Raw genomic sequence first — 22,545 nt, forward strand, 5'->3', positions numbered from 1 at the left:
GAGACTGCCCAATATGATCAGGCTTCAACAAGTCACCTGGCGGCGCGAGAACCGCGACATTCTCAAAGGCGTGGATCTGCACGTCCGCCCGGGCGAACATTGGGTCATCCTCGGCCGGAACGGCTGCGGCAAGACGACCATACTCGAAATGATCACCGGATACCTGTTCCCGACTTCGGGCACGGTCGAGGTGCTCGGCCATCGCTACGGCCGGGTCGACGTGCGCGAAGTGCGGAAGAAGATCGGATACATCAGCCAGTCGCTCGTCGAGAAAATGAGCCTTTCCGACCCCGTGTGGGAAGTCGTCGCAACGGGCGAATACGCGTACCTGCGCTTCTACCAGACGATCGATCCCGATGTCGTCCGCAAGGCGCATGACATGCTCGAACGCCTCGGCATCGCCCATCTGGCGAACCAGCCGTTCGGCACGCTGTCGCAGGGCGAGCGGAAGAAGGCGCTGCTCGCGCGGGCGCTGATGGCGGAGCCCGAGCTGCTCATCATGGACGAAGCTTGCGCCGGGCTCGATCTGTACGAGCGGGAGAAACTGCTGGCCGACCTGAACCGGCTCGGCAACCTTGCGAAAACGGTGCTCTACGTGACGCACCATATCGAGGAAGCGATCCCGCTGTTCACCCACGCGGCCATCGTCCACGACGGACGGATCGCCGCCGCCGGACCGAAGCGCGAGGTGCTGACCGGCGAGACGCTCAGCCGGGCCTACGAACTGCCGATCGAAGTCGACTGGGTGTACGACCGGCCGTGGATCCGGACGCAAGGGGCCGGGGTCCGGACATGACGCGCTTCATCTGCACGGCCAACCACGGCTTTGCGCCGTACGCCATGGAAGAGCTCAGGCGGCTGCTTGGGCAGGCGTCTTTCCGGATGGTCGTGCCGGGCGAAGTGTTCGAACTGTCCGCGGAGAACGGCCGGGACGAGATTTTGGCGCAAATCCGGCAGGCAGAACCGATCTTTCTCCGCCACATCCAGCCCGTCGACTTCGCCAGGCCGATTGCGGGAGGACCGGGCGACCTGGCGGCGCTGGCCGATATCGTGCGAGGGACGCCCGACCGGTTCGCGGGGAAGCGGACAGCGGTGCATATCCGGCGCAAGGAGGGAAGTCCGTTTGCGTATCCGGCTGCGGAGGCTAAAGCGGCAGCCGACGCCGCGCTGAGGGAAGCCGGCGCCGAGCCCGCCCAGCAGTCCCCGGATCTCATCCTGTCGGTCTTCGCGACGGACAGCGAACTGCTGATCGGCTGGGGGACCGCGGACGAGATGCTGTCCGACTGGCCGGGCGGCGCCATTCGTTTCCGCCGGGAAGACGGCCAGATTTCGCGGGCGAAGTTCAAGCTGCTCGAAGCGGAGCGAACGTTCGGCCTGCGCCTGGATGCGCACGAGCGGGCGCTGGACATCGGCGCCGCACCCGGCGGCTGGACGTCGCTGCTGCTCGAGCGAGGGCTGGACGTTACCGCCATCGATCCGGCCGATCTGCATCCGTCGCTGGTCGGCCATCCCCGTGTGACGTGGCTCAAGCGGAACGCCGGCGAGGTCAGTTTCCCTCCCGGCACGTTCGATCTGCTCGTCTGCGACATGAGCTGGGACCCCGCGACGATGGCGAAGCTGGTGCTCCGCCTTTCGCCTTCCCTGAAGTCCGGCGCGGAGGCCGTCGTCACGGTGAAACTGCTGCACCGCAAGCCGATGCAGACCATACGAAACGTGACGGAACAGCTCGCCCAGGCGTTCGACATCCGGCGGGCGAAGCAATTGTTTCACAATCGGGACGAAATTACGCTATACTTGATTTATCGGGGAGCGTGACGCTCCGTCGGATCGGGAAAGCATCCCGTTCAGCCGCCTCATGGCCGCGGCAGGACGGGATGCTTTTGTTTTATGTGAAGGAGGAGAAAGACGGACATGAATTGGCGTGGTCCATCCGATGCAGGCCGCAGCCCGCTGCCCGCGCCCGGCGAAATCGTCGCCGAACGGTATGCGATCATCCGCGAAGCCGGGCGGGGCGGCATGAGCGTCGTCTATGAAGCGGCCGATCTGAAACTCGGCGGCAAGCGGCGGGCGCTGAAGGCGATGAAGCCGGGGACGCCGTACGCGGACGAAGGCGGCATCGGCGAACTCCGCGTGCTCCAGCGGATCGATCATCCGCGGCTGCCGCAGGTGATCGACGTCATCCCGCCGGCGGGCGGAAGGCCGCTCATGCTGGTGACCGATTTTGTGCACGGCGAGCCGCTGACTGCCGCCTTCGCGCGCGCGGGCGGGAAGATGGAAGCGCGGCAGGCGGCGGCCATCGCAATCGGCATTTGCGAGGCGCTCGCTTATCTGCACGAACTGCGGCCGCCGGTCGTCCATTTCGACGTGAAGCCGTCGAACGTCATGCTCGACCCGGCGCTCGGCGTCCGGCTGATCGACTTCGGCATCGCCAAGCTGCTCGGCAAGGGGCGGGGCGCCGCCTTGCGCCTCGGCACGCCGGGGTTCGCGGCGCCGGAACAGGCCGCCGGCGGTCCGTGCGGGCCGGCGGCGGACGTATACGCGGTCGGCGCGCTCCTCTACTTCCTGCTCAGCGGCGGGCATGCGCCGAAGCCCGGAGAGCATCAATTCCGGGGCCTTGAGGCCGGCGTTCCCGAGCCGCTGCTGGACGTGATGGCGCGGCTGCTCAGCCGCGATCCGGCCTGCCGTCCGTCCGCCCGGCAGGCCGCAGCCCTGCTGCGGCAGGCGACCGGCGGCGCAGCGGCGCTCCCGGGCCTGGCAGCGGGGGCCGATGGCGCGCATTCGCCGGCCGGCGGAGCGCTGCCCCGCCCGCGCCTGATCGGCGCCGCGTCGTTCTCCCGCGGCGCCGGGGCGACGTTGATTGCCGCCATCCTGGCCGCACAGCTCGCGCGCTCGCGGCCGACGGCGCTTGTCGAAGCCCCGGGCGGAGAGCCGGAGCTGCTCGCGCTGCTGGCCGGCGCGGATGCGGCCGGCCGGCGGTCCGGGCGGCCCGCGCCGCCGCCGGTCAGCCGCCGCCACGTCTGCTGGCTGGACGGACCGCGGCTGCAGGTGCATGCGCTGCACCCCGACACTGTGATTCCGGCCATTGAACCGGACCCGTACGGCGCCCCGGAAGGGGCGGCCGATGCAGTAACGGCGATGTTCGCGCCGGAGCGGTTCTCGTTCCCGGCGGCGTCCGCCGCCGAACCGCCGCTCGTCATCGCCGACCTGTCGTCCGGATGGACGGCGGGCGGCGCCCGCAAGCTCGCCGCCGCCTGCGACGTGCTGCTGATGGTCGCCGACCCGGCGGTCTGGCGATGGACGCCGCAGCGGCAGTCCGCCTGGCGCGAACTGGCCCGGCAGCGGGAAGCCGCGGGACGCGCGTCGGTCTGGATCGCGAATCAGGACGCCCGCTTTCCGCAGCGCTCCGCCTGGCTCAAGCTGATGCCGCAGCATCCGGCCGCGTGCGTGCCGCAGCTGGCCCCGGGCGAGTGGCCGTCCGCCGTCTGGTCGGGCAAGCCGCTTGCGGGCAGCGGGAAGCTGGCCGAAGCCGAGCGGAGTCTGCGGCCGGTCGTGGATCTCCTCCTGAACGGATAGGCAGCGCAAGAAGCCGTATGATACAATAGAAAACGGGTTTTTTTGACGACCCGAGCTTGACCGATCTTGCAGGAAATGCCGAACCGGCACGCGATATGACGATACATGAAGCAACGGATGCGGAATCAGCCGGAAGGAGGATCTGTGTGAACGAACGTCTGCTGGTCATTGAAGACGAGACATCGATCGCGCGTATTTTGCAATTGGAGCTGGAACATGAAGGATATACCGTCGGACGCGCCGAGGACGGACGCAAAGGACTTGAAATGGCGCTTTCCGGGGAATGGGATCTCGTGCTCCTCGATGTCATGCTGCCCGGTCTGAACGGCATCGAAGTGCTGCGGCGCATCCGCAGCAGCGGCAGCCAGATTCCGGTCGTGCTGCTGACGGCCCGCGACACCGTGCCCGACAAGGTGAGCGGGTTCGAGACCGGGGCCAACGACTATATTACGAAACCGTTCGCGATGGAAGAACTGCTCGCGCGCGTCCGCAATCTGCTGCGCATTTTCCAGCAGAACCAGGCGGAAGGCGAGAAAGGCGACGTGCTGAAAGCCGCCGATCTGACGATCGAGCTGCGCACCCGCAAGGTGTACCGCAAGGAGATTGCGGTGGAGCTTACGCCGCGCGAGTTCGATCTGCTCGTCTATCTGGCCGAGCACAAGAACCAGGAGAAGACGCGGGAGCAAATTTTGTCCGATGTGTGGGGCTATGATTTCGTCGGCGAGACGAACCTTGTCGACGTTTACATCCGATATTTGCGGCAGAAGATCGACCGCGGATTCCGGACGAAGCTGATCCATACGATCCGCGGGGTCGGCTACATGCTGAAGGAACCGGAAGCATGACGCTGCGCAAGCGATTTACGCTTTTCACCATCTTCTGGTTCATCTTCATCCTCATTCTGTTCAACATTTTCGTCTACTTCTTCGTCATCCGGATTTCGACCGGCAGCGAAGAGCAGCTCATCGCGAACAAGGTGAACCTGATCATCGAACATATCCGTTCCGAACCGGAACGTCCGCTCAAGGATCCGGCGCTTCTGGCCGATTTCTACAACGTCAACGAAGTGATCCGGATCATCGACCGCGGCGGCAATCTCGTCAACCAGATCGGCACCGACGAAGATTTGCTCGAGCGGGAGACGACGTTCTCCGCCACTCACCAGTCAGGCTTGACGTCGATCCGCGGCATGCGCGTCATGTACATGAAAGTTCCGCTGCTGCGCGAATACGAAATTATCGGGACGGTGGAAGTGCTGCGCAAGCTGACGTCGCTCGACCGTTACCTTCAGGTGCTCGTCGGCGCGCTCACCGTGACCAGCCTCGGCGCGGTGCTGTTCGCCATTTTCGGCACGTACTGGTTCACGCTCCGGCTGACGGCGCCGATCCAGACGATGGTGCAGACGATGCGCGAGATCGAGCGGAGCGGCAAGCTGCGGCCGATCGAGCTGAAGGACAAGGAAGAGTCCGCCGAGCTGCAGCAGCTCATCCGGGCGTTCAACCAGATGATCGAGCGGCTGGATCGGCGGATGGACGGGCAGCGCCAGTTCGTCGCAGACGCTTCGCACGAACTGAAGACGCCGCTGACGGTCATCAGCAGCTACGCGGGCATGCTGAAGCGCTGGGGAAGGGAAGACTCGGCGATCCGCGACGAGGCGATCGAGGCGATCGCGAAGGAATCGGAACGGATGCAGAATCTCATCAAGTCGATGCTTACGCTCACCGAAGCGGAACAGGAAGTGTGGGCGAGAGAAGACGAATTCGATCTCGTGCAGCTCATCGATGAGATCGCGTCCATGCTGCACAAGACGTTCAACCGGATCATCCGGGTGCACGCGTACGATGAGTCCGGCATTCCGATGAAGGGCGACCGGGACAAAATCAGCCAGCTGATGGTCATCCTCATTGACAACGCGATCAAATACAGCAAGGACGCCATCGACATTACCGTGAGCCAGTCGCGCAACATGATCCGGGTACTCGTCTCGGACAAGGGCATCGGCATTCCGGAGGAAGAGATTCCGAACCTGTTCGACCGGTTCTACCGGGTGGACGGCGCGCGCCAGCGCGAGACGGGCGGTTTCGGCCTCGGCCTGTCCATCGCCAAGCGGATCGTCGACCTGCACGAAGGAACGATCGACGTGTTCAGCAAAGTCGGCGTCGGCACGACGATCGCGCTGCAGTTCCCGAAGAAATAAAAAACGGCTGGCGCCGCCTCTGCGGGCAGTCTCGCCGTTTTGCAAGACGAACAGACCGGAGAGGCTCCGGTCCGTTTCAAAGAAGCAGAAATGCGGGTTGCGGGAATGGCGTCATGCGCCGAGTCGGCGTGCGGTCGCGTAATTTTTCTTCCAGTAAGTCGTGTTGATGCTCGAGAACTTGACGCCGCCCGCACCGTAGGTATGAATCATTTTGCCGTTGCCGACGTAGATGCCGACGTGCCCGATGATATTGCCGCGGCTCGGCACCTTGAAGAAGACGAGATCGCCTTTCTTCAGATTCGATTTGGAGACGTACTTGCCCACCTTCGCCTGTTCCTTGGCCGTGCGGGGCAGATTGTATCCGAATTTCTTGAATACGTGTTTCGTGAAGGACGAACAGTCGAAATATTTGGTCGTGCTCGTGCTTGCGCCGAACTTGTACGGCGTCCCGAGGTAATTGTCCGCATAGCTTACCAGCTTGTCCGCCGTCGATTTCGACAGCGCGTCGGCCTGGCCGGCTCCGGCGAATCCGAGCGCGGTAAATCCGATTGCGGTGGCGAGTGCCAGACCCAAGAGCCGTTTCATCGTGTTGCGCAGTTGTTTCATCATGCTGCAGCTCCTTTCGTTTTCGGGCGTTCGGCCGCCCAATGCAACCTGTGCAGCTATTACATTACCAGATCCGCCATTTCCTAAATGATTCCTCGGTGAACGGAAGTGCCGTTCCCGCAAAGGTTGCAGCAAAATCATGAAAAATCGATTAAAAAATTCTCATATTGGAGAGGAGGAAATCGGGTGCGCAAGGAATTGTATGTCTATTTGGACGGAAAACCCGTCCGGGTGACGATCCGGCGATACGGAGAGAAGGACTTCGACGCGCTCATCGATATTCAGCGCGAAAGCTTTCCGCCGCCGTTCCCGGAGGAACTGTGGTGGAACAAGGAACAATTGCGCGAGCATGTCACGCGGTTTCCCGAAGGGGCGCTGTGCGCGGAAGCGGAAGGCCGGCTCGTCGGTTCGATGACGGGACTGCTTGTCCGCGACGAGCAGCTGGAAGGCGCGCATACGTGGGAAGCGGCGACGGACGGCGGCTATATCCGCAATCACGATCCGTCAGGGGAGACGCTGTACGTCGTCGACATCTGCGTCATCCCCGCATACCGGAAAGCCGGCATCGGCAAGTGGCTCATGTCGACGATGTACGAGACGGTCGTCCATCTCGGCAAGCGACGGCTGCTCGGGGGCGGACGGATGCCCGGCTATCACAAGGTGAAGGACCGGATGACGGCCGAGGAGTATTTGGCCAAAGTCGTGGCCGGAGAGCTGCATGATCCGGTCGTCGGCTTTCTGCTCCGCTGCGGCCGGGTGCCGGTCGGCGTGGCGGCCGGCTACCTGGAGGACGAAGAATCGTGCAACTGCGCGGCGCTGATGGAGTGGCGCAACCCGTTCCGGTGAACCGGGAGCGGAGCTTGTACATACTGAAACGTCTAAGGAGAGAATGCAAATGGAATATGTGCGACTGACGTCGATCCGGGACCCGCTGTTCAAGTCGATGCACGAGCTTCTGGGCCGCATTTTTCCGAAGGAGGAAGTGCTGGCGTTCGAATTGTGGGAAGAGCCGCTTCGTGACGAAGGCATTTACGTCTACGCCGCCGTCCACGACGGTGAAGTCGTCGGGGCGACGGAGTACCGCTATTATGCGGACATGCGCGTGGCCGTGACCGATTTCACGGCAATCGGCCGGGAGGGGCTCGGCATCGGCCGCTTCCTCGCCGAGAACCGGCGGAAGCATCTGGAGCGGCTGGCGGCCGAATCCCGCACGTCGCCGCTCGGGATGTTCGCCGAAATTTACGATCCGCGGAAAGCGGACACTGCGGGTTCCGAACTGACGCCGATGCACCCGTACGTGCGGCGCGAAGTGCTGTCCCATCTCGGTTACCGCAAACTCGATCTCGATTATGTGCATCCGTCCTGGGACCATGAGGGGAACGCCGTCACCGGTCTCGATCTCTGCTTCATGCCGGCCGACGAACGGACGACATTCCTGCCCGCGTCGCTCGTCGCGGCATATCTCGAGCGCTACTATGCCGCATTGCCGAACCGTCCCGACAGCTGGTACGCGATGATGGACGGCCTCTGGAAGCGCGCAGCGGTTGATCTGCTGCCGCTCTGACGATCGATCGGACGGGAAAGGATGGGAGACGTATGACGGCAACGCTGCGCTTCCTCGGGACGGGCGATGCGATGGGGGTGCCGCGCGTTTACTGCGACTGCGCCGTCTGCACGGAAGCGCGCGCGACCGGCGTGAACCGGAGATTCCGCTCCGCGGTGCTGATCGACGATCCGGAAGCCGGGCACATCATGATCGACTGCGGGCCCGATTGGGGACGGATGATGGAGACGGCCGGCTTGCGCTTCGCGGAGCGGATGCTGCTGACGCACGGACATTACGACCATATCGGCGGGCTGCCGGAGTGGGCGGATGCGTGCCGTTGGCAGGAGCGGCGGGGAGTCGCGTATGCGCCGGAGGTGACGATCGCCGAAGTGACGGCGCGGTTTCCGTGGTTGAGCCGGACAATCGAGTTCCGTCCCGCGGACGGCGGCTTCCGCCTCGGCGGATGGAACGTGCGCGCCTGGCGCGTCAACCACGGCCACAACGGGTATGCGCACGCCTACCGGTTCGATCATGCGGAGACCGGATGGTCCTGGGCGTATTGCCCGGACGCGATCGGACTCAGCGAGGCGGAAAAAGCCCCGCTGGCGGGGCTTGATCTGCTCGTGCTGGGGACGAGCTTCTGGCACGAGACGATCCCGTACGAAAGACGGTCCGTCCACGACGTGGTCGAAGCGCTGGAGCTGCTGCGCGAGCTCAAGCCCCGCGCGGCGGTGTTCACGCATCTGTCGCACGACATCGACCTGACGCGCCGTTACGAACTGCCGGAATCGGTCCGGTTCGCGGAGACGGGGCTCAGGATCAGACTCGGCGACGGCTGACGTCCGCGCAGCCGTTCGATCAGTTCCGCCGCCTTCGCTTGCGGAATGTGGCGGATCAGCCAGGCGGCGGCATAACTGCTCGAAGCGGTGACGACCTGCAGCGTCGCAAGCTTGCGCCGCGCCTGCAAGGGCGACACCTTCGTCCGGAGCCATTGGATGCGCCGGCGCGGGATGAACGCCACTTGAACGCCGAAACCGCCGCTCCGGACGACGATGCCGTCATTGCTCAGACGCCAGCCCGCATGCCGGAAGCGCAGCACGCCGTGCAGGAGGGCGGCGGCGGGCAGCGCCAGGGCCGTCCAGCCGTACCCGCCCGGGATCCAGATCAGTCCCGGGACGGCGGCTGCGGCGGCAACCGCCAGGGGGAAGGCGATGTAGCCGGTCAGCGCTTCCCGGCCGGGCCGTTCGAAGTCTTCCGGCCAGACGGCCTCCGGAACGAATGCGGCCAGCAGTTCGGGAATATCGCGCACCGGAACAAGCGGGCAGAGCAGGGAATGGATCTGCCCGTCGTTCTTGATGGACGCAAAGGTGACCAGGTTGACGCTGGCGCAGCCGAACATGCGGCGCAGCGTGTTCTGCGTCACCTGCACCGCCTGGATCCGCTCGAGCGCGACGGAGAACTGTTTGCGTTCGAGCAGCCCGCGGCGGATGAGCAGCTTTCCGCCCTGGCGTTCGATCGTGAAGCCGTATTCCTTCACCGTGATGACCGCCGTACCGAGCAGCCAGATAACGGCGCATGCCGCCGCCGCAAACCACGCCCAGCCTCTGGCGTCGGACGGCATCACGGCTTCCCATGCGTCCGGATCGAACAGGCCGAGATTCCGGACCCAGTCATCGAACTGCGAGTACAGCGCCGCGATGATGGCCAGCGACAGGAAGATCCGTCCGGATGTCGCGCTGTACAGCAGAATGCGGCCCGTCGGCACCCGATAGAGCGGCCGGGCTGCGGCAGATCCGTCCGCCGAGCCGGCTGAAGCGCCGCTCGGGCCCTGCCCGTCGTCGTGCGCGCCGCTGCCGGCGCCCGTTACTGCGGCGTCCGACGCATCTTTCACCATGGCGGTGCGGATCCGGTCGGCTTCGGCTTTCGACACCGCGCTCAGCACGACTTCCGGCTTGCGGCTGCCCGCGGTTTCAATCACCAGCTTCTGCACGCCGAAGAGCCGCTGCACAATGCCGGCCGACATGTCCACCGACTGGACGCGGTCGCGCGGGATGGACAATTTTTTCCGGATGATCAAGCCGTACTCGACGTGCATCGCGTTCGGCTCCAACCGGTAGACGTAGCGGAGCCAGGACAGCGCGCCCAGCGCGATGGCAACGGCGGAGAACAGCGCGATGCCGCCCCAGAGCCACAGCGGATGCACGTCTTCCCTGAGCGTCGTGGACAGGATGAATGCGGCGAGCGGATAGATCATATCCTTGACGATCTTCATGATGAAGAACAGGACGGAGATCGGGTGCTGCCGCCTGGGCATGCTAGAGTTCTTCATCGGTGATCCTCGCGAGCTTCGCGATTCTGGACTGGACTTCTTCGGCCCGCGCCGCGCCGAGCGCCGGAATTTCGTGCTTGCCGGCGGCGGTCGAGAACGTGACGGTCAACAGGCCGTACCGGCGCAGAATCGGGCCTTGCTTCGTGTCGACATGCTGAATTTTGACCATCGGGATGAGCGTCCGCTTGCGGACGATGATACCGTGGAGCAGATCGATTTCGTCTTCCCGGATCGCATAGCGGATCCGTGCCATCCGGACTTTCGGCACGACGGCGATTTCAACCGCCGCGGCGGCCGCGGCGAGGACGGCGAGCAGGCTGACAATCCATGCCGGCCAGTCGAAGCGGAGCGTCAGCCACAGCACGATACCGACGATGACCGCGTACACCGCGGCGGAGATCCAGCCGGTCGTCCGCCAGACGCGGAGGGCGGCATCGTCGATTTTTTCATCGGGCAGGGGATAATGCAACGATTGCTCACCTCTCACGATGCACGTTATTTCAATCCCGGCTCAAGATGACGAGCAGCAAGCCTTCGCCGACCGTCACGGCGCCTTCATCGGCTTCCAGCACGTTGCTGATGCCGAGCGACTGGCCGATCTCGAGCCGCGCGCCGTTCAGCGGGTAGCGGAATCCTTCGAGCGTGATGCCCGTTACGACCGGCGTCAGCGGCAAGAGCGACACGGCCGGATGATCCGTGCGGCGAAACGTCAGCCGCTCGCCTCCGGCGGCAAGACGGATTTCATTGCGATCGTCCGTGACGACGGCCCGGACGCCGCGCCGATGAGCGGCCGCGAGCAGATGGACGTTCGCGAGCGAATGATCGAAGCGCGTGCCGAGCGCGCCGGCAATGACGATTTCCCCGGGTTCAAGTTCGAGCGCGCGGTTGAAAGCAAGCTCGGTATCGGTGTAGTCTTTGTCCACCGGATCGACGATTTCCGTCCGGCGGCTTATCCGGCGGATCGTCGCAAGCTCATCCGGCGAGACCGAATCGAAGTCGCCGATGGCCAGATCCGGTACAAATCCGAGCTCGATCAACCTGGCCGCTCCGCTGTCCGCGCCGATCAGCAGATCGCCGGGGCGGATGAGCCGAATCGAATCTTTCCCGAGATTGCCTCCGGCGAAAATGACGATGCGCTTCGCGTCAGCCATTGCGCCATATCCCTCCGTAAATGCAACGTCTCCCTGCCAAGTATAACCGTGCGCAGCGCCGCAGGCCATACCCGTCCCCAGAACCTTTGCCGAATCTTACCCTAAAAAAAGGACAACATCATGCAAGATACTATTGCGTTCGACCGCACGCCGCCTATAATAGGGTGAGGGTTGATCGACAAAGCAGCGCCGTGAGGCGCGGCCGGAGGAATCCATATACGATGGAATGGCATGTCTTCGATATTTTGAGCATGGTCGGAACCGTCGCGTTCGCGGTGAGCGGCGCGGTCGTGGCGATGGAGGAAGAGTACGACGTGCTCGGCGTGTTCGTGCTCGGCCTCGTGACGGCCTTCGGCGGAGGGATTGTCCGCAACCTGCTGATCGGCGTGCCGGTGACGACGCTGTGGAGCCAGAAACCGCTGCTTACGGCGGCGATCATCGCGATCGCGGTCGTTTTCGTGCTGCCGGTCGCCTGGATCCGGCATTGGCGGCGAAGCGAAACGTTTTTCGACGCCATCGGGCTGTCAGCGTTCGCCGTCCAAGGCGCGCTCTACGCAACGCAGCAGAGCCACGCGCTGCCGGCCGTCGTCGTAGCGGCCATGCTGACCGGCATCGGCGGCGGCATGATCCGTGATCTGCTCGCGGGCCGCAAGCCGCTCGTCCTGCGGGAAGAGATCTATGCCGTATGGGCGATGGCCGCCGGCCTCGTCATCGGCCTTGGATGGGCGGACAGCACAGGCGAGTATTTGATGCTGTTCACCGCGGTCGTCGCGTGCCGCATGCTGTCCGCGCACTACAAATGGCGGCTGCCGCGCCGCTCGCTGCGCCACGCTTTCGCGGAATCCGTCCACGCCGTACGGCCGGTTCCGGGCGGAGAAGGGAACCGGAAGCAAACCGAATCGGAAGGAGCCGATCCATCATGATCCGCATCTTGTTCGTCTGTCTCGGCAACATTTGCCGCTCGCCGATGGCCGAAGCGGTCATGCGGCATCTGATCGAGCGGGAAGGGCTGTCGGGCCGCATCACCGTCGATTCGGCCGGCACGGGCGACTGGCACATCGGCAAACCGCCGCACGCCGGAACCCGGGAAGCGCTGGACCGACGGGGAATATCCTGGGAAGGCATCCGGGCGCGGCAATTCACGAAGCGCGATCTGGACGCGTTCGATTACATCGTCTGCATGGATACGAGCAACAGGCGGGACGTGGAGCGGTTCGGAAGAGGCAGCGCACGCATCTTGACGTTCATGGAACTGGTACGGGACGCGCGCTCTCCGGACGTTCCCGATCCCTATTACACGGGGAACTTCGAAGAAGTGTACGCGCTTGTGGAAGAAGGATGCGAAGAACTGCTGCGCCGCATCCGCAAGGAAATGGAATGAAAGGCAAGAAGCTCCGGCAGCGCCGCGAGGCGCCCGGAGCTTGCTTGTTTTCTCACAATCCCGCGAACCACTTGAGACCGTCGGGCACATCTTTCTGCCAGTATCCCCACAGATGTTCGCCGTCCCGTTCGGCATATTCGACGCGTGCGCCGCGCTCTTCCAGCAGCTTCCTCGCTGTTCGGTTCATGGCGACGAAATCGAATACGCCCCGGTCCGTCTTGAACGCCGTTTCCTGCAGGCCGACCGTCATGAAAATGTTGAGATGCGACAGGTCGCCGGCTGCGGCAATGGCCGCCTGCGACGACGGATAGAACGCGCCGGACAGCGACATGACGTTCACGAATCTCCGCGGAAACGCAAGCGCCAGCTGAAGCGAGACGGCGCCGCCCAGCGAACAGCCCGCGAGCAGCACGTAATCCGGCTCGGTTCTGACAGGGTATCGGGCGGCGATGAACGGAACGAGCTCTTCGGCGAAAAACGCGGTGTACCCTTCGTGCAGATCGCCATCCGCCGCATACTCCCGCGTGCGCACCGATTTGTCGACGTCGACGCCGACGACGAGAACCGGCTCGATCTCGCCTTCGGCGATCAGGGAGGAAGCGATCGTCGCGATCCGTCCGAAGTTGAAGAAATCTTCGCCGTCCTGGCAGTAGACGACCGGATATTCCGTCAGCTCGTTGAAGCCGGGCGGCAGACTGATGCGCACATCCCGCGATCCGGCCGGAAGCAGACGGCTGGGCACGGATTCCTTTTTTACGATTCGTTTCACGTGCGGTTCGCTCATGGCTGATCAGGCTCCTTTGCTTTCAGCGGGCGGCTGAATGGATTGGATGGGCGGTGGGCAAACAAAAGAAGCAGGCAGCGGTCGGCATCCTTGCCGCCGGATCGGATTGTATTATTCTGTACTAATGAAATTTGGATGCTGTTTTATAAACAAAACCGTATGAAAAATAAAATAAATGTCGATAAATAAAGGTTTAGCTCGTTTTTGTTTTTGACCTTCGCATAGAAACAGTATTATAATGATTCTATAACAGAGTCCTTGCGGATTTCAATTCATCGATGAGGTGAACGATACGATGAGCAAGCTGCCGTACGAAGTGCAGACGGAGCCGGTCACGCCGCTCTCCATCCTGTCGCCCGAAGGTGAAATCCTCCAGCCGGATCTTGTGCCGGAACTGACGGATGATCAGCTTCGCGAGATCATGTACCGCATGGTGTTCACGCGCACCTGGGACGAGCGGGCGGTCAACCTGGGCCGTCAGGGAAGGCTCGGATTCTACGCGCCGGTATCCGGCCAGGAAGCGTCCATGGTCGGCAGTGAGTATGCGCTGAACCGCGACGATTTCATCTGTCCGGGTTACCGCGACATGCCGCAGCTCGTCTGGCACGGACTGCCGCTGTACCAGGCGTTCCTGTACTCCCGCGGCCATCAGCACGGGGGTCAGATTCCGGAAGACGTGCATGTGCTCATGCCGCAGATCATCATCGGCGCGCAGGTGCTGCATGCCGTCGGCGTCGCGATGGCGTTCAAGAAGCGCGGCGAGAAGCGCGTCGCCGTCGCGTACACGGGCGACGGCGGATCGTCGGAAGGCGATTTCTACGAAGCGCTGAACTTCGCGGGCGCGTTCAACCTGCCGGCCCTGTTCATCGTGCAGAACAACCGGTATGCGATCACGACGCCTTTCGAGAAGCAGACGGCGGCGCTGTCGATCGCGCACAAGGCGGTCGCGGCCGGCATCCGCGGCGTTCAGGTTGACGGCATGGACGTGTTCGCCGTGATCCACGCCGTCCGCGAAGCGGCGGAACGGGCTCGCAACGGGGAAGGCGCGACGCTGCTCGAGCTGTTGACGTACCGCTACCGTCCGCACTCGATGGCCGACGACGCGACGAAATACCGCACGAAAGACGAAGAAGGCGAGTGGGCGGAGAAAGACCCGCTCATCCGGTTCGGCCGGTATCTCGAGAAGAAGGGCCTCTGGTCCGAAGAGGAAACCGCGCGCGTCAAGGAAGAGGCGAAGCAGGTCGTGAACGAACAGATCAAGAAGGCGGAGTCGGTCGAGAAAATGACGGTCGCCGGCCTGATCGATTCGATGTTCGAGACGACGCCGAAGCATCTTGAGGAACAGAAAGCCGATTTCGAGTAAACGGGGAGGAACCAGCGACCATGGCGCAAATGAATATGAAAGAAGCGATCCGCGACGCCATCCGCACGGAGCTGAAACGTGATCCGAACGTGCTGGTGTTCGGGGAAGACGTCGGCAAGGTCGGCGGCGTATTCCGGGCGACCGAAGGGCTGCAGGCCGAGTTCGGAGAAGACCGGGTGTTCGACACGCCGCTCGCCGAGTCGGCCATCGCCGGCATGGCGGTAGGCCTCGGCGTGCAAGGTTTCCGGCCGATCGCGGAGATTCAGTTTATCGGATTCATTTTTGAAGCGATGGACCAGATGTTCGTGCAGGCGGCGCGCATGCGCTACCGTTCCGGCGGCCGGTACAACGCGCCGATCGTCTTCCGCACGCCGTGGGGCGGCGGGGTCAAGGCGGCGGAGCTGCACACCGACGCGCTGGAAGGTCTGGCGCTGCAGACGCCGGGCATCAAGGTCGTTGTGCCGTCCAACCCGTATGACGCGAAAGGCCTTCTGATCTCGGCGATCCGCGACAACGATCCGGTCTTCTTCATGGAACACCTCAATCTGTACCATGCGTTCCGCCAGGAAGTGCCGGAAGGCGAATATACGATCGAGCTCGGCAAGGCGAACGTCGTCCGCGAGGGCAAGGACGTGACGATCATCGCCTACGGCCTGATGGTGCACACGGCGCTGAAGGCGGCTGACGAACTGGCGAAGGAAGGCGTTTCGGCCGAAGTCATCGACCTGCGGACGCTTGTTCCGCTGGATACGGACACGATCGTGGAATCGATCAAGAAGACGAATCGGGCGATCGTCGTCCAGGAAGCGCAGAAATCGGCCGGCGCCGCTGCCGAAATTATCGCACGGATCAACGAGCTGGCGATTCTTCACCTGGAAGCGCCCGTGCTCCGCGTGGCGGGACCGGATACGGTCTATCCGTTCGCGCAGATCGAGGACATCTGGCTTCCGACGCCGGCGCGCATCGCGAAAGCGGTCCGCAAAGTGCTGGAGTTCTAATCGAGGAGGATAAGGCCAGTGGCAAGATTCGAATACCGGTTCCCGGAGCTGGGCGAAGGACTGCACGAAGGCGAGATTATCAAAATCAACATCAAGCCCGGCGACAAAGTCACCGATGACGACATCATCATGGAAGTGCAGAACGACAAGGCGATCGTCGAAGTGCCGTGCCCGGTGAACGGCACCGTGCTGGAAGTGCTCGTCAAGGACGGGCAGGTCTGCCATGTCGGCGAAGTCGTCGCCGTCATTGAAGCCGAAGGCGACGTGCCGGAACAAGCGCCGTCCGCCGGAGGCGAAGCGCAAGGTTCGCAGGCGCCGGCCCCGGAAGCTTCGGCGGCAACGCCGGGGGCAAGCGCGCCGACGGCACCGGCACCCGCGGCACCCGCTGCGGCCGAAGCGCCCAAGGCGGGCGGCCTGGTGCTCGCGACGCCGGGCGTACGCAAATACGCGCGCGAGAAAGGCGTCGATCTGACGCAGGTAACCGGCACGGGCAAGAACGGCCGCATTACGCGCGAAGACGTAGACCGCGCGGCGGCGGGCGGTGCGGCGCCGGCAGCTCCGGCTGCGGAGGCGGCTCAGGCCGCACCGACAGCAGCGGCGGCAGTACCGGCGGGATCGCGCGTCGAGGAGCGCGTGCCGCTGAAAGGCATCCGCAAGGCGATCGCGAACGCGATGGTGAAGTCGGTCTATACCGCGCCGCACGTGACGCTGATGGACGAAGTCGACGTGACGAAGCTCGTCGAACTGCGCGCGAAGGCGAAGCCGCTCGCGGAGAAGAAGGGCGTCAAGCTGACGTATCTGCCATTCATCGTGAAGGCGCTCGTCGCCGCGCTGCGCGAGTATCCGATCATGAATGCGTCGCTCGACGAAGAGACGCAGGAGATCGTCTACAAGAAGTACTACAACATCGGCATCGCGACGGATACGGATGCCGGCCTGATCGTGCCGGTCGTCGCGGACGCCGACCGGAAGAGCATCTGGATGATCGCGGACGAGATCCGCGACCTGGCGGCGCGCGGCCGCGAAGGCAAGCTCGCGCCGCATGAGCTGCGCGGCAGCACGATGACGATCACGAACATCGGCTCGGCGGGCGGCATGTTCTTCACGCCGGTCATCAACTATCCGGAAGTGGCGATTCTCGGCACGGGCCGCATCGCGGAGAAACCGATCGTCCGCGGCGGGGAGATTGTCGCCGCGCCGGTGCTCGCACTCTCGCTCAGCTTCGACCACCGGCTGATCGACGGCGCCACGGCGCAAAATTTCCTGAACTACATCAAGCAGCTCCTCGGCGATCCGGAACTGCTGGTCATGGAGGTGTAACCGATGGTCGTGGGCGACGCATCCCTCGATATCGACGTGCTCGTCATCGGCGCCGGCCCTGGCGGCTATGCAGCCGCCATCCGCGCCGCGCAGCTCGGGTTCTCCGTCCTGTGCGTCGACAAGCAGTATGTTGGCGGCGTATGTCTGAACGTCGGCTGCATTCCGTCGAAGGCGCTCATTTCGGCCGCGCATCAGTATGAAGCGGTCAAGCACGCGGCTCAGTTCGGCATTGAGGCCGGCGAACCGTCCGTCAACTGGGCGAAGGTGCAGGAGCACAAGAATAGTGTCGTGTCCAAAATGACCGGCGGCGTCAACGCGCTGCTCAAGGGGAACAAAGTGCAGTTCTTCAGCGGCGAAGTCATGTTCATCAACGAGCACGAAGCACGCGTGTTCAATGAGCAGGAATCGCCGCGCTACCGGTTCAAACATTGCATCATCGCGACCGGCTCCCGGCCGATCGAGCTGAAGGCATTCCCGTTCGGCGGCCGCATCCTGTCGTCGACCGAGGCGCTGTCGCTGCCGGAGCGGCCGCAAAGCCTGGTCGTCATCGGCGGCGGCTACATCGGCATCGAACTCGGCCAAATGTATGCGAAGTTCGGTACGAAGGTAACGGTCATCGAAGGCGCGGACACGATCCTGCCCGGCTTCGATCCGGAAATGTCGCGGCTTGTGGCGAAGAAACTGGCGTCGTCGAACGTCGACGTCTACACCGGCGCGCAGGCGCAGTCGGCCGAACAGACCGACAAGGATGTGACGGTGACGTTCACGGTCGGCGGCGAAGAGAAGAAAGTGACGGCCGACTACCTGCTGGTTACGGTCGGACGCCGTCCGAACACCGACGGCGAGCTCGGTCTCGATCTGATCGGCATCAAGCTGACGGACCGCGGCCTCGTCGAAGTCGACGATCAATGCCGCACCAACATTCCGCACATCTACGCGATCGGCGATATCGTGCCGGGTCCGGCGCTTGCGCACAAGGCGACGTACGAGGCGAAGGTCGCGGCCGAAGCGATCGCCGGCCTGCCGAGCAAAGTGGACTACCGCTGCATTCCGGCGGTCTGCTTCTCCGATCCGGAATGCGCGAGCGTCGGCCTGACCGACGCCGAAGCGAAGGCGCAAGGCTACAAGACGAAGGTCGGCCGCTTCTCGTACGGCGCGAACGGCCGCGCCGTGTCGCTCGGCGCCGCCGAAGGCTTCGTGAAGCTTGTCGCGGACGCGGAAACGGGCCTGCTGCTCGGCGCGCAGGTTGCCGGCCATGAAGCGTCCAACCTGATCGCCGAGATGGGCCTGGCGATCGAGATGGGCGCCACGCTGGAAGATGTGGCCTTGACGATCCACGCGCATCCGACGCTCGGCGAGATGGTCATGGAAGCGGCCGAAGTGGCGCTCGGCCATCCGATCCACGCGATCGTCCGTTGACGGAGAGCCATAATCGAGAACATGGGGGAGGACTGCCGCAGTCGGCGGTTCCTCCTTTTGTTTTTTGGCAGAGAAAGGAGAGAGCCCGATGGAAAGTGCGCAAGACCGCAAGCCATGCGGCGCGTCCCGAACGATCATGACACAGCTCGTCTTCCCGCAGGACACGAATCATCACGGCACGATGTTCGGCGGCAAGCTGATGGAATACATCGACAAGACGGCGGCGATTGCCGGAATGCGGCATGCGCGCAAGCCGGTCGTCACCGCGTCGAGCGACAGCATGGACTTCCTGAAGCCGATCCGGCTCGGCGAAGTGATCCAGCTCGAGGCGTTCGTCACCCGGACGTTCCGGTCGTCGATGGAAATCTATGTGAAGGTCGACTCCGAACAGCCGTATACCGGCGAGCGGCAGACGACCGTCACGGCGTTCCTCACCGGCGTGGCGCTCGGGGAAGACGGCAGGCCGGCGCCCGTCCCGGAGGTCTACCCCGAGACGGAGGAGGAACGCCGGCTGCACGAGTCCGCGGAAGAGCGGCATGCGCAGCGGCAGGAGCGCAGGCGGAGAAGGAGCGGAAAATAGCCGGCGTTCCGCAACATTTCAACCGGCCCCGTCCGAAACATGGTACAATAGGGATATCAATAGTCATGGCGGAGGGCGAGCAATGAGCAAGAACGAGAGAGCATATCTTGATCTGTTGGATCACGTAATGAAGAACGGCGTGCGCAAGGAAGACCGGACGGGGACGGGAACGCTGTCGGTGTTCGGCTGCCAGATGCGTTTTGATCTCGGGGAAGGATTTCCGCTGCTGACGACCAAGAGGGTGGCATTCCGGCTGGTGGCCAATGAGCTGCTCTGGTTCATCCGCGGCGACACGAATATCCGCTATCTGCTGCAGCACAACAACAACATCTGGAACGAGTGGGCGTTCAAGCGCTGGGTGGAAAGCCCGGAATACGACGGTCCCGACATGACGAATTTCGGGCTGCGCGCGCAGCAAGACCCGGCGTTCGCGAAGCTGTACGAGGAGCAGGAAGCGATTTTCAAGCGCCGCATCCTCGAAGACGACGAGTTCGCCGCGAAATACGGCGAGCTGGGCAATGTCTACGGGAAGCAGTGGCGCCGCTGGGAGACGTCGCGCGGCGAGACGATCGATCAGCTGCGCAATGTCATTGACGAGATCAAGCGCAATCCCGATTCGCGCCGGCTGATCGTGACGGCCTGGTCGCCGGAAGACGCGGTGCCGGAACGGGCGGCGCTGCCGCCGTGCCACGTCCTGTTCCAGTTCTGGGTCGCAAACGGGCGGCTGTCGTGCCAGCTCTACCAGCGGAGCGGCGACTTGTTTCTGGGCGTGCCGTTCAACATCGCGAGCTACGCGCTGCTGACGCACATGATCGCCCGGGAATGCGGCCTTACGGCCGGCGAATTCGTCCATACGATCGGCGACGCGCACATCTATCTCAACCATATCGAACAGGTGCGGACGCAGCTGTCCCGCGATCCGCGGCCGCTGCCGACGCTCCGTCTGAATCCGGATGTGAAGTCGGTCTTCGACTACGAGATGGACGACATCGCCGTCGAAGGTTACGACCCGCATCCCGCGATCAAGGCGCCCGTCGCCGTGTGAGAAACGGTTGGTTTATGCAGATTGCTGCCGGAGGTTGACATGACGATTACGCTGATCGCCGCCATGGCGCGCAACCGCGTCATCGGACGGGACAACGGGCTGCCGTGGAGGCTGCCGGATGACTTGAAATTTTTCATGCGGTCGACGCTCGGCCGCACCGTCTTGATGGGAAGACGGACGTTCGAGTCGCTGCCGGGCGGACCTTTGAAAAACCGTCTGAACGTCGTGCTGACGCGTCAGGCGGATTACCGGCCGGACGGCTGCGAAGTCGTCCATTCGGTGGAAGAGGCGCTGTCGCGTTACGGAGACGGGGAACTGATGGTGGCGGGCGGGGCGGAAGTGTACCGCTGGTTTCTGCCCCATGCCGACCGGATGCTGCTGACGGAAGTCGATGCGGAAGTGGAGGGCGACGCCCGGTTCCCGGAATGGAATCCGGCCGAATGGGTGCTTGTGGAAAGTGAACACCACCCGGCGGACGAGCGCCACGTCTATTCGTTCCGATTCAACACTTACGTGCGCAAACCGGTTGGCGAATAACCCATCCCCTTTTCCCGGCCTTCGTCATGAAGTGCAAATAGTTGTGCGGATAATCCATTATGATCGGCGCCGCGGGATGGTACGATTAGGATTATCGAGAACTGCCGCGAAGCGCGGCCAGACCGCGTTCGGTCGGACAAGACCGATGGCGGGGCCGCTGGAAAGGGGAATACCGATGTCCACGCCGACCGGATTCATGGAATACAAACGCGAAATTCCGAGAGACCGCGATCCGCTCGAGCGGGTCCGCGACTGGTATGAATTTCACCTTCACATGGACGAGGAGCAGCTGCGCACGCAGGGCGCGCGCTGCATGGATTGCGGCACGCCCTACTGCCATACCGGCATCGAACTGGCCGGCGGCGTATCCGGCTGTCCGCTGCACAACCTCATTCCGGAATGGAACAACCTCGTGTACCGCGGACTGTGGCGCGAGGCGCTTGACCGGCTGCACAAGACGAACAATTTTCCCGAGTTCACGGGCCGGGTCTGCCCGGCGCCGTGCGAAGGCTCTTGCACGGTCGGGTTGATCGGCGAGCCGGTTGCGATCAAGACGATCGAGCAGGCGATCGTCGACCGGGGCTTCGAGGAAGGCTGGATTGTGCCGCAGCCGCCGCAGAAGCGGACCGGCAAGCGCGTGGCGGTCGTCGGGTCGGGTCCGGCCGGACTCGCCGCGGCTGCGCAGCTGAACAAGGCCGGACACGATGTGACGGTGTACGAGCGGGCCGACCGGATCGGCGGGCTGCTCACCTACGGCATTCCGACGATGAAGCTCGACAAGTCGATCGTCGAACGCCGCGTCAATCTGCTCAAAGCGGAAGGCATTGAGTTCATCACGAACACGGAGATCGGCCGCGATATTCCGGCGCAGAAACTGGTCGAGGAATACGACGCCGTCGTCCTGTGCGGCGGCGCGACGAAGGCGCGCGACATCGACATCGAAGGGCGGCAACTGAAGGGCATCCACATGGCGATGGATTTCCTGAACGCGACGATCAAAAGCTTCCTGGACAGCGGTCTGAAGGACGGCAATTATATCGACGCGAAGGATAAGGACGTCATCGTCATCGGCGGCGGCGATACCGGCACGGACTGCGTCGCAACGGCGCTGCGCCACGGCTGCCGCTCGGTTACGCAGTTCGGCACCCATGCCCGGGCGCCGCTGTCGCGGGACCCGGTTGCGAATCCGTGGCCGCAATTTCCGAACGTCTATACGCTCGATTACGCGCACGAGGAAGCGAAGGCGCTGTTCGGCGAAGATCCGCGGGCGTTCTCGGTGCTGACGAAGAAGTTCGTCGGCGATGAGAACGGCCATGTGAAGGAGCTGCACACGGTCGGGATCGAGCGGATCGTCGACGAGACGGGGCGCAAGATCTACAAGGAAATTCCCGGCACCGAGCGGGTGTGGAAGGCCGATCTCGTGTTGATCGCGGTCGGCTTCGAAGGGCCGGAGCGGACGCTGATCGAGCAGCTCGGGCTGGAGACGGACCGCCGCTCGAACGTAAAGGCGGAATACGGCAAGTACCGCACGAACATCGAGAAGGTGTTCGCCGCCGGCGACATGCGCCGCGGCCAGAGCCTGGTCGTGTGGGCGATCAACGAAGGCCGCGAGGCGGCGCGCGAAGTGGACCGCTATCTGATGGGGTCGACGCAGCTGCCGTGATGCGCGGCGCATGACGGAGGGACCGACCCGTGAGTCACCGTTGCGGATGACTT

At 63.5% G+C, this 22,545-nt stretch carries 23 protein-coding genes; 18 read left to right on the plus strand and 5 right to left on the minus strand.

Features of this window, described 5'->3' with window-relative positions; all coding sequences use genetic code 11:
* Window positions 1-13: 13 nt before the first annotated feature.
* The 5 genes from KJQ12_RS02855 (at window position 14) to KJQ12_RS02875 (ending at window position 5,770) form a co-directional block, all read left to right on the plus strand.
* Window positions 14-796 carry an ABC transporter ATP-binding protein gene (locus tag KJQ12_RS02855; protein ID WP_213483402.1) on the plus strand — a complete coding sequence of 261 codons (783 nt, stop codon included), beginning with the start codon at window positions 14-16 and terminating at the stop codon, window positions 794-796.
* Window positions 793-1,815 carry a 23S rRNA (cytidine(2498)-2'-O)-methyltransferase RlmM gene (locus KJQ12_RS02860; RefSeq protein WP_213483403.1) on the plus strand — a complete coding sequence of 341 codons (1,023 nt, stop codon included), beginning with the start codon at window positions 793-795 and terminating at the stop codon, window positions 1,813-1,815. The genes KJQ12_RS02855 and KJQ12_RS02860 overlap by 4 nt, the downstream gene beginning before the upstream one ends.
* 96 nt (window positions 1,816-1,911) lie before the next feature.
* Window positions 1,912-3,573: a serine/threonine-protein kinase gene (locus KJQ12_RS02865; protein ID WP_213483404.1), complete on the plus strand. Its 1,662-nt coding sequence runs from the start codon at window positions 1,912-1,914 to the stop codon at window positions 3,571-3,573.
* Between the two features lie 146 nt (window positions 3,574-3,719).
* Window positions 3,720-4,418, plus strand: a complete 699-nt coding sequence (locus tag KJQ12_RS02870) for a response regulator transcription factor (RefSeq protein ID WP_213483405.1) — start codon at window positions 3,720-3,722, stop codon at window positions 4,416-4,418.
* Entirely contained in the window at window positions 4,415-5,770 is a 1,356-nt protein-coding gene (locus KJQ12_RS02875; RefSeq protein WP_213483406.1) for a sensor histidine kinase, read from the plus strand. The genes KJQ12_RS02870 and KJQ12_RS02875 overlap by 4 nt, the downstream gene beginning before the upstream one ends.
* Window positions 5,771-5,881: 111 nt before the next feature.
* On the opposite strand, the gene KJQ12_RS02880 is transcribed toward KJQ12_RS02875, so the two are convergent.
* Window positions 5,882-6,376, minus strand: a complete 495-nt coding sequence (locus tag KJQ12_RS02880) for a C40 family peptidase (protein WP_213483474.1) — start codon at window positions 6,374-6,376, stop codon at window positions 5,882-5,884.
* 186 nt (window positions 6,377-6,562) lie between these two features.
* Between KJQ12_RS02880 and KJQ12_RS02885 the strand changes: the two genes are divergently transcribed.
* From KJQ12_RS02885 to KJQ12_RS02895, 3 genes are read left to right on the plus strand one after another with little or no spacing between them, the layout of a single operon-like run.
* Complete coding sequence (locus KJQ12_RS02885; protein ID WP_213483407.1) at window positions 6,563-7,222, plus strand: GNAT family N-acetyltransferase; 660 nt, start codon at window positions 6,563-6,565, stop codon at window positions 7,220-7,222.
* 49 nt (window positions 7,223-7,271) lie between these two features.
* Window positions 7,272-7,940 carry a GNAT family N-acetyltransferase gene (locus tag KJQ12_RS02890; RefSeq protein ID WP_213483408.1) on the plus strand — a complete coding sequence of 223 codons (669 nt, stop codon included), beginning with the start codon at window positions 7,272-7,274 and terminating at the stop codon, window positions 7,938-7,940.
* Window positions 7,941-7,972: 32 nt separating this feature from the next.
* The gene (locus tag KJQ12_RS02895; protein WP_015254609.1) at window positions 7,973-8,761 is read left to right on the plus strand and encodes an MBL fold metallo-hydrolase; all 789 of its coding nucleotides are present in this window, start codon (window positions 7,973-7,975) and stop codon (window positions 8,759-8,761) included.
* Here the strand turns inward: KJQ12_RS02895 and KJQ12_RS02900 are convergent.
* Genes KJQ12_RS02900 through KJQ12_RS02910 form a run of 3 tightly spaced genes read right to left on the minus strand, consistent with a single transcriptional unit; the run spans window position 8,695 to window position 11,402 of the window.
* Entirely contained in the window at window positions 8,695-10,251 is a 1,557-nt protein-coding gene (locus KJQ12_RS02900; protein WP_213483409.1) for a PH domain-containing protein, read from the minus strand. The two genes, KJQ12_RS02895 and KJQ12_RS02900, sit on opposite strands and share 67 nt — an antisense overlap.
* Window positions 10,238-10,720, minus strand: a complete 483-nt coding sequence (locus KJQ12_RS02905; RefSeq protein ID WP_213483410.1) for a PH domain-containing protein — start codon at window positions 10,718-10,720, stop codon at window positions 10,238-10,240. Before KJQ12_RS02905 ends, KJQ12_RS02900 begins: the two co-directional genes overlap by 14 nt.
* A 31-nt stretch (window positions 10,721-10,751) precedes the next feature.
* The gene (locus KJQ12_RS02910; protein WP_213483411.1) at window positions 10,752-11,402 is read right to left on the minus strand and encodes a thiamine diphosphokinase; all 651 of its coding nucleotides are present in this window, start codon (window positions 11,400-11,402) and stop codon (window positions 10,752-10,754) included.
* A gap of 221 nt (window positions 11,403-11,623) precedes the next feature.
* Here KJQ12_RS02910 and KJQ12_RS02915 point away from each other — a divergent pair, with 221 nt between their 5' ends.
* On the plus strand, window positions 11,624-12,325 hold the full coding sequence (locus KJQ12_RS02915) for a trimeric intracellular cation channel family protein (protein WP_213483412.1): 702 nt from the start codon (window positions 11,624-11,626) through the stop codon (window positions 12,323-12,325).
* Window positions 12,322-12,783, plus strand: coding sequence for a low molecular weight protein-tyrosine-phosphatase (locus KJQ12_RS02920; protein ID WP_213483413.1), 462 nt, complete (start codon window positions 12,322-12,324; stop codon window positions 12,781-12,783). Before KJQ12_RS02915 ends, KJQ12_RS02920 begins: the two co-directional genes overlap by 4 nt.
* 52 nt (window positions 12,784-12,835) lie before the next feature.
* Here the strand turns inward: KJQ12_RS02920 and KJQ12_RS02925 are convergent, their stop codons facing one another.
* The gene (locus KJQ12_RS02925; protein ID WP_213483414.1) at window positions 12,836-13,567 is read right to left on the minus strand and encodes an alpha/beta hydrolase; all 732 of its coding nucleotides are present in this window, start codon (window positions 13,565-13,567) and stop codon (window positions 12,836-12,838) included.
* Window positions 13,568-13,862: 295 nt separating this feature from the next.
* On the opposite strand from KJQ12_RS02925, the gene pdhA reads away from it, so the two are divergent.
* The 8 genes from pdhA (at window position 13,863) to KJQ12_RS02965 (ending at window position 22,492) form a co-directional block, all read left to right on the plus strand.
* Window positions 13,863-14,930: a pyruvate dehydrogenase (acetyl-transferring) E1 component subunit alpha gene (pdhA, locus tag KJQ12_RS02930; protein WP_213483415.1), complete on the plus strand. Its 1,068-nt coding sequence runs from the start codon at window positions 13,863-13,865 to the stop codon at window positions 14,928-14,930.
* Between the two features lie 20 nt (window positions 14,931-14,950).
* Entirely contained in the window at window positions 14,951-15,928 is a 978-nt protein-coding gene (locus KJQ12_RS02935) for an alpha-ketoacid dehydrogenase subunit beta (protein WP_213483416.1), read from the plus strand.
* An 18-nt stretch (window positions 15,929-15,946) separates the two neighbouring features.
* Window positions 15,947-17,248 carry a dihydrolipoamide acetyltransferase family protein gene (locus KJQ12_RS02940; RefSeq protein WP_213483417.1) on the plus strand — a complete coding sequence of 434 codons (1,302 nt, stop codon included), beginning with the start codon at window positions 15,947-15,949 and terminating at the stop codon, window positions 17,246-17,248.
* Window positions 17,249-17,251: 3 nt separating this feature from the next.
* Window positions 17,252-18,667: a dihydrolipoyl dehydrogenase gene (lpdA, locus tag KJQ12_RS02945; protein ID WP_213483418.1), complete on the plus strand. Its 1,416-nt coding sequence runs from the start codon at window positions 17,252-17,254 to the stop codon at window positions 18,665-18,667.
* 88 nt (window positions 18,668-18,755) lie between these two features.
* Complete coding sequence (locus KJQ12_RS02950) at window positions 18,756-19,247, plus strand: acyl-CoA thioesterase (protein ID WP_015254598.1); 492 nt, start codon at window positions 18,756-18,758, stop codon at window positions 19,245-19,247.
* Window positions 19,248-19,329: 82 nt separating this feature from the next.
* Entirely contained in the window at window positions 19,330-20,292 is a 963-nt protein-coding gene (locus tag KJQ12_RS02955; protein ID WP_213483419.1) for a thymidylate synthase, read from the plus strand.
* Window positions 20,293-20,331: 39 nt separating this feature from the next.
* Window positions 20,332-20,829 carry a dihydrofolate reductase gene (locus KJQ12_RS02960; protein ID WP_213483420.1) on the plus strand — a complete coding sequence of 166 codons (498 nt, stop codon included), beginning with the start codon at window positions 20,332-20,334 and terminating at the stop codon, window positions 20,827-20,829.
* Between the two features lie 175 nt (window positions 20,830-21,004).
* Entirely contained in the window at window positions 21,005-22,492 is a 1,488-nt protein-coding gene (locus tag KJQ12_RS02965; protein ID WP_213483421.1) for a glutamate synthase subunit beta, read from the plus strand.
* The last annotated feature ends 53 nt before the right edge of the window (window positions 22,493-22,545 follow it).

The sequence above is a fragment of the Thermobacillus xylanilyticus genome (assembly GCF_907165215.1).
GTDB classification, from domain to species: domain Bacteria; phylum Bacillota; class Bacilli; order Paenibacillales; family Paenibacillaceae; genus Thermobacillus; species Thermobacillus xylanilyticus.

Bases quoted from the DNA above. Each gene is read 5' to 3' on its own strand.
- KJQ12_RS02855 (WP_213483402.1), top strand. From the start codon at position 14: ATGATCAGGCTTCAACAAGTCACCTGGCGGCGCGAGAACCGCGACATT.
- KJQ12_RS02860 (WP_213483403.1), top strand. From the start codon at position 793: ATGACGCGCTTCATCTGCACGGCCAACCACGGCTTTGCGCCGTACGCC.
- KJQ12_RS02865 (WP_213483404.1), top strand. From the start codon at position 1,912: ATGAATTGGCGTGGTCCATCCGATGCAGGCCGCAGCCCGCTGCCCGCG.
- KJQ12_RS02875 (WP_213483406.1), top strand. From the start codon at position 4,415: ATGACGCTGCGCAAGCGATTTACGCTTTTCACCATCTTCTGGTTCATC.
- KJQ12_RS02880 (WP_213483474.1), bottom strand. From the start codon at position 6,376: ATGAAACAACTGCGCAACACGATGAAACGGCTCTTGGGTCTGGCACTC.
- KJQ12_RS02890 (WP_213483408.1), top strand. From the start codon at position 7,272: ATGGAATATGTGCGACTGACGTCGATCCGGGACCCGCTGTTCAAGTCG.
- KJQ12_RS02895 (WP_015254609.1), top strand. From the start codon at position 7,973: ATGACGGCAACGCTGCGCTTCCTCGGGACGGGCGATGCGATGGGGGTG.
- KJQ12_RS02900 (WP_213483409.1), bottom strand. From the start codon at position 10,251: ATGAAGAACTCTAGCATGCCCAGGCGGCAGCACCCGATCTCCGTCCTG.
- KJQ12_RS02910 (WP_213483411.1), bottom strand. From the start codon at position 11,402: ATGGCTGACGCGAAGCGCATCGTCATTTTCGCCGGAGGCAATCTCGGG.
- KJQ12_RS02915 (WP_213483412.1), top strand. From the start codon at position 11,624: ATGGAATGGCATGTCTTCGATATTTTGAGCATGGTCGGAACCGTCGCG.
- KJQ12_RS02920 (WP_213483413.1), top strand. From the start codon at position 12,322: ATGATCCGCATCTTGTTCGTCTGTCTCGGCAACATTTGCCGCTCGCCG.
- KJQ12_RS02925 (WP_213483414.1), bottom strand. From the start codon at position 13,567: ATGAGCGAACCGCACGTGAAACGAATCGTAAAAAAGGAATCCGTGCCC.
- pdhA (WP_213483415.1), top strand. From the start codon at position 13,863: ATGAGCAAGCTGCCGTACGAAGTGCAGACGGAGCCGGTCACGCCGCTC.
- KJQ12_RS02935 (WP_213483416.1), top strand. From the start codon at position 14,951: ATGGCGCAAATGAATATGAAAGAAGCGATCCGCGACGCCATCCGCACG.
- lpdA (WP_213483418.1), top strand. From the start codon at position 17,252: ATGGTCGTGGGCGACGCATCCCTCGATATCGACGTGCTCGTCATCGGC.
- KJQ12_RS02950 (WP_015254598.1), top strand. From the start codon at position 18,756: ATGGAAAGTGCGCAAGACCGCAAGCCATGCGGCGCGTCCCGAACGATC.
- KJQ12_RS02955 (WP_213483419.1), top strand. From the start codon at position 19,330: ATGAGCAAGAACGAGAGAGCATATCTTGATCTGTTGGATCACGTAATG.
- KJQ12_RS02960 (WP_213483420.1), top strand. From the start codon at position 20,332: ATGACGATTACGCTGATCGCCGCCATGGCGCGCAACCGCGTCATCGGA.
- KJQ12_RS02965 (WP_213483421.1), top strand. From the start codon at position 21,005: ATGTCCACGCCGACCGGATTCATGGAATACAAACGCGAAATTCCGAGA.